Annotated in this window: 14 protein-coding genes; all 14 read right to left on the bottom strand. The window is 70.4% G+C overall.

Annotated elements, in window-relative coordinates:
• Window positions 1-3 precede the first annotated feature (3 nt).
• The gene (gene nuoL, locus FB454_RS12395) at window positions 4-1,965 is read right to left on the bottom strand and encodes an NADH-quinone oxidoreductase subunit L (protein WP_013283612.1); all 1,962 of its coding nucleotides are present in this window, start codon (window positions 1,963-1,965) and stop codon (window positions 4-6) included.
• Between the two features lie 7 nt (window positions 1,966-1,972).
• Window positions 1,973-2,272: an NADH-quinone oxidoreductase subunit NuoK gene (gene nuoK / locus FB454_RS12390; protein ID WP_013283611.1), complete on the bottom strand. Its 300-nt coding sequence runs from the start codon at window positions 2,270-2,272 to the stop codon at window positions 1,973-1,975.
• A 55-nt stretch (window positions 2,273-2,327) separates the two neighbouring features.
• Window positions 2,328-3,098, bottom strand: coding sequence for an NADH-quinone oxidoreductase subunit J (locus FB454_RS12385; protein WP_013283610.1), 771 nt, complete (start codon window positions 3,096-3,098; stop codon window positions 2,328-2,330).
• Window positions 3,095-3,742 carry an NADH-quinone oxidoreductase subunit NuoI gene (gene nuoI / locus FB454_RS12380; protein WP_013283609.1) on the bottom strand — a complete coding sequence of 216 codons (648 nt, stop codon included), beginning with the start codon at window positions 3,740-3,742 and terminating at the stop codon, window positions 3,095-3,097. The genes FB454_RS12385 and nuoI overlap by 4 nt, the downstream gene beginning before the upstream one ends.
• Before the next feature lies 1 nt (window position 3,743).
• Complete coding sequence (nuoH, locus tag FB454_RS12375) at window positions 3,744-5,099, bottom strand: NADH-quinone oxidoreductase subunit NuoH (protein ID WP_013283608.1); 1,356 nt, start codon at window positions 5,097-5,099, stop codon at window positions 3,744-3,746.
• The gene (locus tag FB454_RS12370; RefSeq protein ID WP_013283607.1) at window positions 5,096-7,537 is read right to left on the bottom strand and encodes an NADH-quinone oxidoreductase subunit G; all 2,442 of its coding nucleotides are present in this window, start codon (window positions 7,535-7,537) and stop codon (window positions 5,096-5,098) included. Before FB454_RS12370 ends, nuoH begins: the two co-directional genes overlap by 4 nt.
• Complete coding sequence (gene nuoF, locus FB454_RS12365; RefSeq protein ID WP_013473557.1) at window positions 7,537-8,853, bottom strand: NADH-quinone oxidoreductase subunit NuoF; 1,317 nt, start codon at window positions 8,851-8,853, stop codon at window positions 7,537-7,539. Before nuoF ends, FB454_RS12370 begins: the two co-directional genes overlap by 1 nt.
• The gene (gene nuoE, locus FB454_RS12360; RefSeq protein WP_013283605.1) at window positions 8,850-9,944 is read right to left on the bottom strand and encodes an NADH-quinone oxidoreductase subunit NuoE; all 1,095 of its coding nucleotides are present in this window, start codon (window positions 9,942-9,944) and stop codon (window positions 8,850-8,852) included. The genes nuoF and nuoE overlap by 4 nt, the downstream gene beginning before the upstream one ends.
• Entirely contained in the window at window positions 9,941-11,266 is a 1,326-nt protein-coding gene (locus tag FB454_RS12355; RefSeq protein ID WP_030273591.1) for an NADH-quinone oxidoreductase subunit D, read from the bottom strand. Before FB454_RS12355 ends, nuoE begins: the two co-directional genes overlap by 4 nt.
• Complete coding sequence (locus FB454_RS12350) at window positions 11,263-11,994, bottom strand: NADH-quinone oxidoreductase subunit C (protein WP_030273589.1); 732 nt, start codon at window positions 11,992-11,994, stop codon at window positions 11,263-11,265. The genes FB454_RS12355 and FB454_RS12350 overlap by 4 nt, the downstream gene beginning before the upstream one ends.
• Window positions 11,991-12,671, bottom strand: coding sequence for a NuoB/complex I 20 kDa subunit family protein (locus tag FB454_RS12345; protein WP_013283602.1), 681 nt, complete (start codon window positions 12,669-12,671; stop codon window positions 11,991-11,993). Before FB454_RS12345 ends, FB454_RS12350 begins: the two co-directional genes overlap by 4 nt.
• A gap of 11 nt (window positions 12,672-12,682) precedes the next feature.
• Entirely contained in the window at window positions 12,683-13,048 is a 366-nt protein-coding gene (locus FB454_RS12340) for an NADH-quinone oxidoreductase subunit A (protein WP_013283601.1), read from the bottom strand.
• A gap of 134 nt (window positions 13,049-13,182) precedes the next feature.
• Window positions 13,183-14,457, bottom strand: coding sequence for a geranylgeranyl reductase family protein (locus tag FB454_RS12335; RefSeq protein WP_013283600.1), 1,275 nt, complete (start codon window positions 14,455-14,457; stop codon window positions 13,183-13,185).
• A 134-nt stretch (window positions 14,458-14,591) separates the two neighbouring features.
• Window positions 14,592-14,810: a hypothetical protein gene (locus FB454_RS12330; protein ID WP_030273586.1), complete on the bottom strand. Its 219-nt coding sequence runs from the start codon at window positions 14,808-14,810 to the stop codon at window positions 14,592-14,594.
• Window positions 14,811-14,846 lie beyond the last annotated feature (36 nt).

The following is a 14,846-nucleotide window of genomic DNA, read 5'->3' as shown; positions in this document are numbered from 1 at the left end:
CGATCACGCCAGCCACCCCGCCTGCACCGCCAGGAACGCCGCCACCACGAGCAGCGCGCCGGTCAGGATCGAGGTCGCGTACGACCGCACGAAGCCGGTCTGGAGCCGCCGGAGCCGGCCCGAGCCCCCGCCCACGGCGGCGGCCAGGCCGTTGACCAGCCCATCGACGCCCCGGTTGTCGAGGAACACCAGCGCCCGGGTGAGGAAGATGCCCGGCTTCTCGAAGACCGCCTCGTTGAAGGCGTCCGTGTAGAGGTTCCGGCGGGCGGCGGTGACCACCACGCCGGCCGGCTGCGGCTCGGTGGCCGTGCCGGAGCGGAACAGGAACCAGGCCAGCCCGGCGCCCAGCACGGTGAGCAGCAGCGACAGCGCGGTGAGCAGCCAGTGCGCCAGCACGGGTGCGTGCTCCCCGCTCTCGGCGGCGAGCCCGTTGGTGGCGGTGAGCCAGTCCGGCACGGAGGTGGCGAGCAGGAAGCCCGCGCCGACCGAGCCGACCGCCAGCAGGATCAGCGGGACGGTCATCAGCTTCGGCGACTCGTGCGGGTGCTCGATGTCCTCGGTCCAGCGCTTCGGGCCGTGGAACGTGAGCACGAACAGCCGCGTCATGTAGAACGCGGTGAGCCCGGCGCCGAGCAGCGCGGCCATGCCGAACAGCCAGGCCGTCCAGCCCTCCCGCTCGAACGCGGCCACGATGATCGGCTCCTTGGAGAAGTAGCCGGAGAACGGGAACATGCCGATGATGGCGAGCCAGCCCATCATGAACGTCAGCCAGGTGACCTTCATGTACTTGGACAGCCCGCCGAAGCGGCGGATGTCCACCTGGTCGTTCATGCCGTGCATGACCGAGCCGGCGCCGAGGAACATGTTGGCCTTGAAGAAGCCGTGCGCCAGCAGGTGCACAATGGCGAGCGCGTACGCGCCGCCGCCGAGACCGACGCCGAGGAACATGTAGCCGATCTGGCTCACCGTGGACCAGGCCAGCACGCGCTTGATGTCGTCCTTGGCCGCGCCGATGATGCAGCCCATCAGCAGCGTGAGCGCGCCGACGCTGACCACCACGAGCTGGAGCGTCTCGTTGGCCGAGAAGATCGCGTTGGAGCGGGCGATCAGGTAGACGCCCGCGGTGACCATGGTGGCCGCGTGGATGAGCGCGGACACCGGGGTCGGGCCCTCCATCGCGTCCGGCAACCACGCCTGGAGCGGGAACTGACCGGACTTGCCGGCCGCGCCGAGCAGCAGCAGCAGGCCGAGCACCAGCACGGTGGTCGAGGTCATCGAGCCGACCCCGTTGAACACCTCGTCGTACTGGGTGGTGCCGAGCACGGCGAACATGATGAAGATGCCGATGGCCAGGCCGGCGTCGCCGACCCGGTTCATCAGGAACGCCTTCTTGCCGGCGGTGGCCGCGCTGGGCCGGCCGTACCAGAAGGAGATCAGCAGGTACGACGCCAGGCCGACGCCCTCCCAGCCGAAGTAGAGCATCACGTAGTTGTTGCCGAGCACCAGCAGGAGCATGGCGGCGACGAACAGGTTGAAGTACGCGAAGAACAGCCGCCGGCCCGCGTCGTGCGCCATGTACTCCACGGCGTAGAGGTGGATCAGGAAGCCCACCCCGGTGATCAGCAGGACGAAGACCGCGGCCAGCGGGTCGAAGAGCAGACCGAAGTCCACCTTCAGGTTGCCGACCGCCATGAAGTCCCAGAGGCTCAGCTCGACCTGCTTGTTCTCCAGCCCGCGCAACTGGAAGAAGTAGGTGAGCCCGAGCACGAAGGCGGCGCCGATGGCGCCCACTCCCAGCCAGTGGCCCCAGCGGTCGGCCCGCTTGCCGAGCAGCAGCAGGATCGCCGCGCTGACCAGCGGGATCGCCACCAGCAGCCAGACACTGCCCAGCATCCCGTCCGCCGTGGCGAAGGTGACGGCTTCGGCTGGCTCAGACTGGGCGATCGTCAGAATCTGTTCCACCACGAGCCCCTCAGTACTTCAGCAGGTTGGCGTCGTCGACGCTGGCCGAGCGCCGGGTCCGGAAGATCGCCATGATGATCGCGAGCCCGACCACGACCTCGGCCGCCGCCACCACCATCACGAAGAACGCCATGATCTGGCCGTTCAGGTCGCCGTTGATCCGGCTGAACGTGACCAGGGTCAGGTTGGCCGCGTTGAGCATCAGCTCGATGCACATGAACAGCACGATCGCGTTGCGCCGGACCAGCACGCCCACGGCGCCGATGGTGAACAGCACCGCCGCGAGGATGAGGTAGTAGTCCGGGGTCACCGTGCCAGCCTTTCGTTCGCGACTGCGGGGCTCCGCTTCGCTGCACTCCTCGCGCTCACCGATCAGTCCCCTTCGGTGCGGTCTCCTCGGCCGTCAACTCGCGCACCGGCATGATCTCCGGGATGCTGCGGTCGGTCAGCCGGCCGTCGGGCAGACGGGCCGGGGTGGCCACCGAGGAGGACGTGGCGTAGACGCCCGGGCCGGGCTTCGGTCCGGGGTAGTTGCCGGGGCGGAACCGCGCCTTCATGGTGGCGATCTGGTCCATCCGGTCCGCCTTGCGCCGCTCCACGTGCGCCAGCACCATCGCGCCGACGGCGGCGGTGATCAGCAGCGCCGAGGTCAGCTCGAAGGCGAAGACGTACTTGGTGAACAGCAGCCGGGCGATGCCCTGGACGTTGCCCTCGCCGTTCGCCTCGTCGAGCCCGACCGGCTGGACGCCGTCGAGCGCGCGGTAGAGGCCGGTGCCCACCAGGCCGGCGAAGCCGAGCCCGAGGACCACTGCGGCGACCCGCTGGCCGCGCAGCGTCTCGATGAGCGAGTCGGACGCGTCCCGGCCGACGAGCATCAGCACGAACAGGAACAGCATCATGATCGCGCCGGTGTAGACGATGATCTGCACCATGCCGATGAACGGCCCGGCCTGGAGCACGTAGAACACGCCCAGGCAGAGCATGGTCAGCACCAGCCAGAGCGCGGAGTGGACCGCGTTGCGGGCCCACACCATGCCGATCGCCCCGAGCAGGGCCAGCGGCGCGAGGATCCAGAAGGTGACCTCCTCACCCCCGGACACCTGGCCGGCGGCGGCGAGCACCGTAGCCGAGGTCATGCCTTGCCTCCCTTGCCCGCTGCGGCGGCGGACCGCTGCTCGGCCTGCTCGGCGCCGGGGAAGGTCACGCCGGGGTGCTCCTCCACCTGGTACCGGCCGGGGCCCATCGGCGAGCGCTCGGCGCCGGCCGAGGTGCCCGGGTTGGTGAGCGCGCCGACGTAGTAGTCCTTCTCGCTGTCGCCCAGCCGCATCGGGTGCGGCGGCTGCTCCATGCCTTCGAGCAGCGGCGCGAGCAGCTGCTCCTTGGTGAAGATGAGGTCCTGCCGGTTGTCCCGGGCCAGCTCGTACTCGTTGCTCATGGTGAGCGAACGGGTCGGGCAGGCCTCAATGCAGAGCCCGCAGAAGATGCACCGGGCGTAGTTGATCTGGTAGGTGCTGGCGTACCGCTCACCAGGAGAGAAGCGCTGCTCCTCGGTGTTGTCGCCACCCTCCACGTAGATCGCGTCGGCCGGGCAGGCCCAGGCGCACAGCTCGCAGCCGATGCACTTCTCCAGCCCGTCCGGGTGCCGGTTGAGGATGTGCCGCCCGTGGTAGCGCGGCGCCGAGACCGGCGGCTTGAACGGGTAGTCGGTGGTGACGACCTTCTTGAACATGTGCGAGAAGGTGACACCGAAGCCCTTGAACGTTCCGGTGATCGCGCCCACGTCACACCTCCCTGGAGTCCGGGCCGGCGACCACGTTGGCCGGCTCCCGCTCGGCGAGCACGCGCTTCGTACGCGGGCTCGGCGGAACCTGAAGATCCATCGGCGGCAGCGGGAAGCTGCCGTACGGCCGGGTGTCCGCCTGCTCCTGGAGCGACGGCTTCGGCTCCTTCTTCCGCGACGGCCAGAAGAGCGTGGCCAGCAGCAGCACGCCCGCGCCGACGGCGGTGACGAGCAGCCGGTCCCGGGTCTGCCAGTCCTCGATCGAGCGCAGCCCGGCGAGCACCATGATCCAGACCAGGTTCAGCGGCAGCAGCACCTTCCAGCCAAACCGCATGAACTGGTCGTACCGGAGCCGGGGCAGCGTGCCGCGCAGCCAGACGAAGACGAACACCAGCATGATGACCTTGCCGAAGAACCACAGCATCGGCCACCAGCCCTCGTTGGCGCCCGACCAGATCGTGATCGGCCACGGGGCGTGCCAGCCGCCGAGGAACAGCGTCACGGTGAACGCCGACATGGTCACCATCGCGACGTACTCGCTGAGCATGAACAGCGCGAACTTCAGCGAGCTGTACTCGGTCTGGAAACCGGCCACCAGCTCCGACTCCGCCTCGGGCAGGTCGAACGGCGCCCGGTTCGTCTCACCGACGATGGCGATGAAGAACATGATGAAGCTGGGCAGCAGCAGGATGGCGTACCAGCCGGGCGCGGCGAGGTCGAAGCCGCCGATGCTCAGCCGGGTGCCGTCACCCTGCGCGGCGACGATCCCGCTCGTCGACATGGTGCCCGCGGTCATGAACACCGCGACCACGCTCAGGCCCATGGTGACCTCGTACGAGACCAGCTGGGCCGCCGAGCGGAGGCCGCCGAGCAGCGGGTAGGTGGAGCCGCTGGCCCAGCCGCCGAGCACGATGCCGTACACGGCGAGCGAGGAGAAGGCCAGCACCACCAGCACCGCCACCGACACGTCGGTGACCTGGAGCGGCGTCCGGTGCCCGAAGATGCTCACCATCGGCCCGAACGGGATCACCGACAGCGCGGTGACCGCGCAGACCACCGAGATCACCGGGGCGAAGAAGTAGACGACCTTGTCGGCCTTGCGCGGGAGGATGTCCTCCTTGAAGGCCAGCTTCACGCCGTCGGCGAGCGTCTGGAGCAGACCGAACGGACCGGCCTGGTTGGGGCCGGGCCGCACCGCCATGCGGCCGACGACCCGGCGCTCGAACCAGACGCCGAGCAGCGTGGCCGCCACGGCGACGACGAACGCGAACAGGATCTTGCCGAGGACCAGCCACCACGGGTCCTTGCCGAAGTCGGCAAGCGTCGGGTCCTGCGCCGCGAGGATGACGGGGTTCACTGCACCCACCTTTCGTTCCCGACTGCGGAGACGCTCACCACGTCGCCGGACGTCGCGCCGAGGCCGCGCCGCACGGTGGAGCCGGGTGAGTTGGTCGGCAGCCAGACGACGCCGTCGGGCATCTCGGTGATCGCCGCCGGCAGCGTGATCGCGCCGCGGTCGGTGCCCACCGTGACCGGGTCGCCGTCGGCCACACCCAGCGCCTCGGCGGTGCCCTTGCCGAGCCGGACCACCGGCGGGCGGGCGGTGCCGGCGAGGTGCTCGTCGCCGTCGGTGAGGCTGCCCAGGTCGATCAGCTGGTGCCAGGTGGCGAGCACCGCCTCGCCCGGTCCGGGCTGCCGCACCGCGGCCGGCTCGACCGAGGGCGCCGACGGCCGCTCGACCCGGGTGCGCGGCAGCGCGCCCAGCTCGCGCCGGATGCTCGGCACGTCACCGGTGCCCAGCCGCACGTCGAGCTGCGCGGCGAGCGCGTCGAGGATGCGGGCGTCGGTCATCGCGCCGGTGTCCAGCACCTTCTCGAACGTGCGCAGCCGGCCCTCCCAGTCCAGGAAGCTGCCGGCCTTCTCGACCACCGGCGCGACCGGCAGGACCACGTCGGCGCGGCGGGACACCGCGCTCATCCGCAGTTCCAGGCTGACCAGGAACGGCACCGCGTCCAGTGCGGACTCGGCCAGGCGCGGGTCGGCCAGGTCGGCCGGGTCGACGCCGGCCACCACCAGGGCGCCGATCTGTCCGTTCGCGGCGGCGGTGAGGATGCCGTCGGTGTCGCGGCCGGCCTGGCTGGGGATCACCCCGGCCGGGATGTCCCACGCCTCGCCCAGCTCCGCGCGCGCGGCCGGCTCGGTGACGACCCGGCCGCCGGGGAGCAGGTTGGGCAGGCAGCCCGCGTCGACAGCACCGCGGTCACCCGCGCGCCGCGGCACCCAGACCAGCCGGGCACCGGTACGCCGGGCGACGTCCGCCGCCGCCGACAGGCCGCCCGGCACCTCGGCCAGGCGCTCGCCGACGATCAGGATCGCGCCGGGCTGACCCAGCGCCTCGGCCACCGTGGCGTGCTCGGCCAGCACGCCGGCCTCCTCGCCGGGCACCACCCGGGCCAGCTTGGCCCCGAGCTTCTCCAGGCCGCGCGTGGCGAACGGCGCGAGCGCGTACACGGTGAGCTTCTTCTTCAGGTACGCCTTGCGCAGCCGCAGGAAGAGGATCGGGCACTCCTCCTCCGGCTCCAGGCCGACGAGCACCACAGCGGGCGCGTTCTCCACGTCCGTGTAGGTCACGTCGGTGACCCCGGCGACGCTGCTGGCCAGGAAGTCGGCCTCCTCGCGGGAGACCGGGCGGGCCCGGAAGTCGATGTCGTTCGTGTGCAGCGCGATGCGGGCGAACTTCGCGTACGCGTAGGCGTCCTCGACTGTCAGCCGGCCGCCGGTCAGCACCGCCGTGCCGGTCGCGCCGTCGCGGGCCGCGCGCAGCCCCTCGGCGGCCCGGGTCAGCGCCTCGCTCCAGGACGCCTCGCGCAGCTCACCGGTCTTCTCGTCGCGCACCATCGGCGTGCTGATCCGGTCGAACGCGCGGGTGTACTGGAAGCCCCAGCGGCCCTTGTCGCAGTTCCACTCCTCGTTCACCGCCGGGTCGTCGCCGGCCAGCCGGCGCAGCACCTTGCCGCGCCGCCAGTCGGTGCGCTGCGCGCAGCCGGCCGAGCAGTGCTCGCAGACGCTGGGCGTGGAGACCAGGTCGAACGGGCGGGCCCGGAACCGGTACTGGGTGCCGGTCAGCGCGCCCACCGGGCAGATCTGCACGGTGTTGCCGGAGAAGTACGAGTTGAACGGGACGTCCCCCTCGTCACCCTCCTCGCCGTACGCGTCGTCCCGGTAGATGTTGATCTCCTCGTGCGAGGAGCGTCCCATCAGGTCGATGAACTTGTCGCCGGCGATCTCCTCGGAGAACCGGGTGCACCGCTGGCAGAGCACGCAGCGCTCGCGGTCGAGCAGCACCTGGGTGCTGATCGGCAGCGGCTTCGGGTACTCCCGCTTGTGCTCGTGGAACCGCGAGTCCGTCCGGCCGGTGGACATCGCCTGGTTCTGCAGCGGGCACTCGCCGCCCTTGTCGCACATCGGGCAGTCCAGGGGGTGGTTGAGGAGCAGCAGCTCCATCACACCCTCCTGGGCCTTCTTGGCGACCGGGGAGGTGAGCTGCGTCCGCACCACCATGCCGTCGGCGACGGTCTGGGTGCAGGAGGCGACCGGCTTGCGCTGGCCCTCCACCTCCACCAGGCACTGCCGGCAGGCGCCGGCCGGGGCCAGCAGCGGGTGGTCGCAGAAGCGCGGGATCTCGGTGCCGAGCTGCTCGGCGACGCGGATCAGCAGCGCGCCCTTGGGCGCGGTGACCTCGACGCCGTCGATGGTCAGCGTGACGGTCTCGGTCTGCTTGGCTACGTCGGTCATCAGTGCGCCCCTACCAGGGTCTTCTCCGACAGCTTCGGAGCGGTACGTCCCTCGATGTAGTCGAGGTAGTCCTGCTTGAAGTACTTCAGTGACGAGGTCACCGAGCTGGTCGCGCCGTCACCGAGACCGCAGAACGAGCGGCCGAGGATGTTGTCGCAGGTGTCGAGCAGGGTGTCCAGGTCCTCGTGGGTGCCCTGGCCGGCCAGGATGCGCCGGTAGACCCGGACCATCCAGTAGTTGCCCTCCCGGCACGGGGTGCACTTGCCGCACGACTCGTGGTGGTAGAACTCCAGCCACCGGTAGGTCGCGTACACCGGGCAGTCCTGGTCGGAGAAGATCTGCGTAGCAGTGGTGCCCAGGATCGAGCCGGCCGCCGCCACCCCCTCGAAGTCCAGCGGCACGTCCAGGTGCTCGGCGGTCAGCAGCGGCGTCGACGAGCCGCCCGGGGTCCAGAACTTCAGGTTGTGCCCGGGCTTCATGCCGCCGGCCAGCTCGATCAGCTCGCGCAGCGTGATGCCCATCGAGCACTCGTACTGGCCGGGGTCGGCGATCCGGCCGGACAGCGAGTAGATCATCGGACCGGACGACTTCTCCGTGCCCATCGTCTTCCACCAGTCCGCGCCACCGAGCACGATGTACGGCACGCTGGCGATGGTGCCGACGTTGTTGACCACGGTCGGGCTGGCGTACAGGCCGTGGGTCGCCGGGAACGGCGGGCGCAGCCGGGGCTGGCCGCGGAAGCCCTCCAGCGAGTCCAGCAGCGCGGTCTCCTCACCGCAGATGTACGCCCCGGCGCCGGAGTGCACCACCAGGTCCAGGTCGAAGCCCGAGCCGAGGACGTTCCGGCCGAGATAACCCTTGGCGTACGCCTCGTCGACGGCGCTGCGCAGCCGCCGGGCGGCGTGCACCGCCTCACCGCGGATGTAGATGTACGCCCGGTTGGCCCGGATCGCGTACGAGGCGATGATGACGCCCTCGACGAGCGAGTGCGGGTCGTGGGTCATCAGCGGCAGGTCCTTGCAGGTGCCCGGCTCGCCCTCGTCGGCGTTCACCACCAGGTAGTGCGGCTTGCCGTCGCCCTGCGGGATGAAGCCCCACTTGAGACCGGTCGGGAAGCCCGCGCCGCCTCGCCCGCGCAGTCCGGAGTCCTTGATCAGCTGGATCAGGTCGTCCGGGTGCGCCTTGAGCGCCTTGCGCAGGGCGGCGTAGCCGTCCAGCTTCTCGTAGGTGCCGAGCCGCCAGGCGTCCGGCGAGAGCCAGCGCTTGGTGAGCACCGGCGTGAGCTTGGCCAGCGTCTCCGGCCGAGGAGTGGTCACTTCCGGACCCCCGTTCCGCTCGCGTCCGCCGGGTCGGCGCCGTCCGCGCCCGTACCGGACTCCGCTTCCTTGAGGTTGCGCTCCTGCGCGCCGGCCGCGTCGCCGGCGGGCTTGCCGTCGCCGGCCGGCGGGTTCGCCGCCACGCCGGCCGCCTCCGCCGCCCGCGCGTCGCGCGGTGCCGGGGCCGGGCCGTCCACCGGGACCTTGGTGCCGGGCGCGTCCGGCACCGGGGTGCTCGCGTCCGGCTGCCGGGTCTCGGCGGTACGCACCTGCGGCGACTTGTCGTCCGGCGCCTTCACGTCCGGCGCGGTGCTGCCGGTGGCCGCCTCCGGCTCGGCCGGCTCGGGCGCGGGGGCCGGCTTGGCGGCCTCGGCCTTCGCCTTCGCCTCGGCGGCGGCCCGGTCGGCCTCGGCCTTGCTGCGGATCGGGGTCTTCGGGTCGAAGCCCGGTACCGAGACGCCGTGCTGCTCGGCCAGGCGCAGGCCGCGCAGGCTCGGCTCGCCCGGCCCGCCGTCGGCCACCGCGCCGTCGCGCTCGTCGGCGAAACCGGCGAGCTGGACCGCCATCTCCTTGAGCGTGCAGAGCCGCGCCCCACGGGTCGGCATCGGCCGGCCGCCGGCGCGCAGCTCCTCGACCACGTCGAGCGCGGCCTGCGGCTCCACGTTGTCGAAGAAGTCGTAGTTGACTGTCATCACCGGGCCGTAGTCGCACGCCGCCAGACACTCGGCGTGCTCCAGGGTGATCTTCCCGTCGGCGGTGGTCTCCTCGTGCCCGACGCCGAGGTGCTCGGCCAGGGTGTCGTAGACCTTCTGCCCGCCGAGCACGTCGCACATGGTGTTGGTGCAGACGCTCACCAGGTAGTCACCGGTGGGCTTGCGCTTGTACATGGTGTAGAAGGTGGCGACGGCGCCGACCTGGGCCTTGTTGAGCCCGAGCACCTCGGCGCAGAACTCGACACCGGCCGGGGAGACGTAGCCCTCCTCGGACTGGACCAGGTGCAGCAGCGGCAGCAGCGCCGAGCGGGACCGGTCCGCCGGGTACCGGGCGATGATCTCCCGCGCCCGGGTGCGAGTCGTTTCGGAAAAGCTCATCGGTCACAACCACCCATCACGGGGTCCAGCGAGGCGCCGCCGGCGATCACGTCGGCGATCAGGCCACCCTCGGCCATCGCCGGGAGGGCCTGGAGGTTGACGAAGCTCGGCTCCCGGTAGTGCACCCGGTAGGGCCGGGTGCCGCCGTCGGACACCGCGTGCACGCCCAGCTCGCCGCGGGGCGACTCGATGCCGACGTACACCTGGCCCGGCGGAACCCGGAAGCCCTCGGTGACGAGCTTGAAGTGGTGGATCAGCGACTCCATCGACTGACCCATGATCTTGGCGACGTGCTCCAGCGAGTTGCCCATGCCGTCCACGCCGATGGCGAGCTGCGCCGGCCAGGCGATCTTCTTGTCGGACACCATCACCGGGCCGGGCTTCAGACGGTCCAGCGCCTGCTCGATCAGCTTCAGCGACTCGCGGATCTCCGCCACCCGGACCAGGTAGCGGCCCCACACGTCACCGTCGGTGTGGGTCGGCACGTCGAACTCGTACGTCTCGTAACCGCAGTACGGCATGGTCTTGCGCAGGTCCCAGGCGAGGCCCGCGGACCGCAACACCGGGCCGGTGACGCCGAGCGCCATGCAGGCGGTCACGTCGAGCACCGCGACGTGCTGCGTACGCTCCAGCCAGATCGGCTGGCCGGACAGCAGGTTCTCGTACTCCTTGAGCCGCTTCGGCATCAGCTGGAGGAAGTCGCGGATCTTGCGGATCGCGTCGTCCGGCACGTCCTGCGCCACACCGCCCGGCCGCACGTACGCGTGGTTCATCCGCAGGCCGGTGATGGTCTCGAAGATGTCGAGGACGTACTCCCGCTCGCGGAAGCCGTACAGCATCATGTTGATCGCGCCCAGCTCCATGGCGGTGGTCGCCAGCCAGACCAGGTGCGACGAGACGCGGTTGAGCTCCATCATCAGCACTCGGATGGTGGTGGCCCGCTCGGTGATGTCGTCGGTGACGCCGAGCAGCTTCTCCACCGCGAGCGCGTACGCCGTCTCGTTGAACAGCGGCGAGAGGTAGTCCATCCGGGTCACGAACGTCGAACCCTGGACCCAGTTGCGGTACTCCAGGTTCTTCTCGATGCCGGTGTGCAGGTAGCCGATGACCGAGCGGGCCTCGCGGACCGTCTCGCCCTCCAGCTCCAGGACCAGCCGGAGCACGCCGTGGGTGGACGGGTGCTGCGGACCCATGTTGACGACGATCCGCTCGTCGTTGATCGGGTCCGTGCCGGAGACGACCTCGTCCCAGTCCCCGCCGGTGACGGTGAAGACCTTGCCCTCGGTCGTCTCGCGCTCGGTCGCGTAGTTCGACGTGGTCATTGGTACGACCTCCTACGGTCCGGCGGGGGGATCTCCGCACCCTTGTACTCGACGGGGACGCCGCCCAGCGGGTAGTCCTTGCGCTGCGGGTGCCCCTCCCAGTCGTCCGGCATGAGGATCCGGGTCAGGGCGGGGTGGCCGTCGAAGACGACACCGAACATGTCGTACGTCTCCCGTTCCTGCCAGTCGGCGGTCGGGTAGATGGCCGTGACGCTCGGGACGTGCGGCTCCTCGACGGAGACCGCCACCTCCAGCCGGACGCTGCGGCGGTAGGTCATCGAGGTCAGGTGGTAGACCACGTGCAGACGGCGCTCCTGCGCGCCCAGGTAGTCCACACCGGACACCGACGAGAGCAGCTCGAAGCGCAGCGCAAGGTCGTCGCGCATCACCTGGCAGACCTCGGCGATCCGCTCCGGGCGGACGTGCAGGGTCAGCTCGCCCCGGTCGACCACGACCTTCTCGATCGCGTCGCCGAAGTCCGGGTACGCCTCCTCCAGCGCGTCCCGCACCTCGTCGAAGTAGCTCCCGTACGGCCGGGCCGCCTCCTCGATGGGCTTGCGCGGGCGGACCAGGCCGCCGTAGCCGGAGACGTCGCCGGTGCCCTGGTTGCCGAACATGCCCCGGCCGGCCGGGCTGGCCGGCGGGTACTCCGCCGGGGCGGTGGAGCTGGCACCGACCGGGGTGGTGGGTACCGGCACCCCGCCGTCGTTGTTCTTGTCGTTGCTCATTTCGGGCCCCTATGCGACGCCTGAAGGTGGTTCTGCGCCTTCATCCAGTTCTCGATCCGCAGCTGCTCCTCACGCCCCTCGCGGACCGCCTTCGTCCACTCGGCACGCCGGGCCTTGTCGCTGCGGTACGACGAGGGCATCGAGCCGTACGGCACCACCGGCACGTCGCCGCGCGCCTGGCGGGCCTCCAGCATCTTGCGGCCGTTCGGGCCCAGCGGCTCGTGCATGATCTTCTCGCGCAGCTTGAGCACCGCGTCGATGAGCATCTCCGGCCGGGGCGGGCAGCCGGGGAGGTACATGTCGACCGGTACGACGTGGTCGACGCCCTGCACGATGGCGTAGTTGTTGAACATGCCGCCGCTGCTGGCGCAGACACCCATCGAGATGACCCAGCGGGGCTCGGCCATCTGGTCGTAGATCTGGCGCAGGACCGGGGCCATCTTCTGGCTCACCCGGCCGGCCACGATCATCAGGTCCGCCTGGCGGGGCGAGGCGCGGAAGACCTCCATGCCCCAGCGGCCCATGTCGTAGTGCGGACCGCCTGCCGCCATCATCTCGATGGCGCAGCAGGCCAGACCGAACGTGGCGCCCCAGACCGAGGTCTTCCGCGTCCAGTTGACCAGCTTCTCGACGCTGGTGAGCAGGACGCCGGAGGGGAGCTTCTCCTCGATGCCCATCTGCTACCTCCTCAGTCCCAGTCCAGGCCGCCGCGACGCCAGACATAGGCGTACGCGACGAAGACCGCGACGATGAACAGGACCATCTCCACGAAGCCGAAGATCGGCAGGGCGTCGAAGGAGACCGCCCAGGGGTAGAGGAAGATGATCTCGATGTCGAAGACGATGAAGAGCATCGCCGTCAGGTAGAACTTGATCGGGAACCGGCCGCCGCCGACCGGCTGCGGGCTCGGCTCGATGCCACACTCGTACGCCTCGAGCTTGGCCTTGTTCAGACGCCGCGGGCCGGCGAGTCGGGCAGCGGCCACGGAGAACAGCGCGAACGCCGCAGCGAGGGCGAACAGCCCGATGATGGGTGCGTAAGGAGAGAGCGTCATCGTTGTCCCCTGCTCGTCCTTCCCTGACCTCGGTGGTTGGCCAAAATCACACTATTCACGTCCCTCACGACCTCGGTCGGCGGGGGTCGATCTCTGTCCGGCCCGTGGACGTTCCGCCTCGGGCCGGTCGTCTTCTACACGGCCGGAGCCACCTTCGTCATCGCGTTGATGACCCGGTCCATCGCGTCCCCGCCGCGCGGGTCGGTCAGGTTGGCCAGCAGCTTGAGCACGAAGCGCATGAGCATCGGGTGCGGCATGCCGTGCTTGGTCGCCATCCGCATGATCTCGGGGCGGCCGATGAGCTTCACGAAGACGCCGCCGAGCCGGTAGTAGCCGCCGAAGCGGGCCTTCAGCTCCTGCGGGTACGCCATCAGCGCCCGCTCCCGTTCCGCGCCGGTCGGGCGGGCGAGCGCCTGCACCACGACCTCCGCGGCCATCTCGCCCGACTCCATCGCGTACGCGATGCCCTCGCCGTTGAACGGGTTGACCATGCCGCCGGAGTCACCGACGAGCAGCACGCCGCGGGTGTAGTGCGGCACGCGGTTGAAGCCCATCGGCAGCGCGGCGCCGAGGATCGGACCCTCCGCGTTGGACTCGTCGGTCATCCCCCAGTCCTCGGGGGTGTTCGCGAGCCAGTCGGTGAGCAGCTTGCGGTAGTTCGTCTTGCCGAACGCCGAGGAGGAGTTCAGCACGCCCAGGCCGACGTTCACCCGGCCGTCGCCGAGGCCGAAGATCCAGCCGTAGCCGGGCAGCAGCGCGTCGCTGCCCTTGGCCCGCAGCTCCAGCCAGGACTCCAGGTAGTCGTCGTCGTGCTTGGCGGGCGAGCGGTAGTAGCGGCGGACGGCCACGCCGATCGGGCGGTCCTCCCGCTTGGCGAGCCCGAGGGCGAGCGGGAAGCGGCCGGAGACGCCGTCGGCGGCGACCACGAGCGGCGCGTGGAACGTGGCGGGTTCCTTGTCCGGGCCGACCTCGGCCTGCACGCCGATCACCCGGTCGTCGGCGCCGAGCACCGGCCCGAGGACGTTGACGCTGGTCTGGAGCTTCGCCCCGGCGGCGACCGCACGCTGGGCGAGCAGGTCGTCGAAGTCGAGCCGGGTGCGCACCAGGCCGTAGTTGGGGAAGCTGGCCAGGTCGGGCCAGTCCAGTTCCAGGCGTATGCCGCCGCCGATCACCCGCAGGCCCTTGTTGTGCAGCCAGCCCGCCTCGGGCGAGGTGTCAACGCCCATCCGGATCAGCTGCCGTACGGCGCGGGGCGTGAGCCCGTCACCGCAGACCTTCTCCCGGGGAAACTCCGTCTTCTCCAGCAGCAGCACGCGTACGCCGTGCCGCGCCAGGTGGTACGCCGTGGCCGATCCTCCGGGACCGGCGCCCACGACGATGACGTCGGCGTCGTTCTCCACCGCGGTCATCCGCGCCTCCTCCCGCATGCTCGTGAAATGCTTCACAAGCCGATCCGGTTGGAGTCTATGACCGGCGTTACACCAGTACGCGCTGAGGGGGGCCTAACTTCGCGGAAACGCGCCGGTAAGAGCGTCGAGACCGGTCAGGGGCGCGCCTGCGCGGCCGGTCCGAGCCCGGCGTCGAGGCGGATGGCCTCGGGCAGGTGGTCGCGCAACGCGCCACCGGCGGCCCGGTCCAGCGCGGCCAGCACCTCGGCGACGACCTGCCGGACATCGGCGGGATCCGCGCCGGCCAGCTCGCGGAGCTGCGCGATCAGCTCGGCGGCGTCGTCGTCGGTGGCGGCCTGGTCTGGTCCCGTCATGGGGGCGAGCCTACGGGACAAAGTAGACCAAAATCG

The organism is Micromonospora sp. CNZ297 (assembly GCF_007827625.1).
The sequence above is the reverse complement of the archived record's forward strand: the minus strand, read 5'-3'. Positions and strand labels throughout refer to the sequence as shown.

Bases quoted from the DNA above. Each gene is read 5' to 3' on its own strand.
- FB454_RS12330 (WP_030273586.1), bottom strand. From the start codon at position 14,810: ATGACGGGACCAGACCAGGCCGCCACCGACGACGACGCCGCCGAGCTG.
- FB454_RS12385 (WP_013283610.1), bottom strand. From the start codon at position 3,098: ATGACCTCGGCTACGGTGCTCGCCGCCGCCGGCCAGGTGTCCGGGGGT.
- FB454_RS12370 (WP_013283607.1), bottom strand. From the start codon at position 7,537: ATGACCGACGTAGCCAAGCAGACCGAGACCGTCACGCTGACCATCGAC.
- FB454_RS12335 (WP_013283600.1), bottom strand. From the start codon at position 14,457: ATGACCGCGGTGGAGAACGACGCCGACGTCATCGTCGTGGGCGCCGGT.
- FB454_RS12355 (WP_030273591.1), bottom strand. From the start codon at position 11,266: ATGACCACGTCGAACTACGCGACCGAGCGCGAGACGACCGAGGGCAAG.
- nuoE (WP_013283605.1), bottom strand. From the start codon at position 9,944: ATGAGCTTTTCCGAAACGACTCGCACCCGGGCGCGGGAGATCATCGCC.
- FB454_RS12340 (WP_013283601.1), bottom strand. From the start codon at position 13,048: ATGACGCTCTCTCCTTACGCACCCATCATCGGGCTGTTCGCCCTCGCT.
- FB454_RS12350 (WP_030273589.1), bottom strand. From the start codon at position 11,994: ATGAGCAACGACAAGAACAACGACGGCGGGGTGCCGGTACCCACCACC.
- FB454_RS12345 (WP_013283602.1), bottom strand. From the start codon at position 12,671: ATGGGCATCGAGGAGAAGCTCCCCTCCGGCGTCCTGCTCACCAGCGTC.